Below are 557 nucleotides of genomic sequence, written 5' to 3' on the forward strand. Positions count from 1 at the left end.
ATTGTAAGCGTGGAGAACAAATAAGGGCTAAGCAGCATCTTGAAAATCAAGGTGTTGAGTGCTTCTACCCAACTGTAGAAGTCGAAAAAATCTTGCGCGGTAAGCGACAAAAGGTCGAAGAACCGTTGTTTCCTTGTTATGTATTTGCACGTTTTGATTATGAACAAGGCCCGAACTTTACGTCGGTTCGGTCGACGCGCGGTGTTGTCGACTTTGTTCGATTTGGTGCCCAACCAAAAGAAGTTCAAGGCGATCTTGTGTTTGAGTTGAAGCAGCTAGAGAAATGCTGCACAGAAAAAAACATATCCGAATGCATGCCTAAACCAGGTGATCAGGTTCGTGTTAAGAGCGGACAATTTGCAGGTATTGATGCCATTTTCCAAGAACAAGACGGAGAGAAGCGTTCAATCATGTTGGTGCAAATGATCTCGAAGCGAGTACCAGTTAGCATTGATAACACCGATTTAGACTTAAAGTAGTCGCTAATAACACCAACACAAAAAAGAGGTGCGCACGCACCTCTTTTTGATCTTAACGTCAACAAGTTAAATAATTGG

The 557-nt window shown here is 42.7% G+C and carries 1 protein-coding gene; it reads left to right on the forward strand.

Features of this window, described 5'->3' with window-relative positions; all coding sequences use genetic code 11:
- Positions 1 to 479, forward strand: a 479-nt coding sequence (gene rfaH, locus R7Q09_RS27500) for a transcription/translation regulatory transformer protein RfaH (protein WP_318144127.1), incomplete at its 5' end; no start/stop codon positions are given.
- Positions 480 to 557 lie beyond the last annotated feature (78 nt).

The organism is Vibrio sp. 2130-1 (assembly GCF_033339515.1).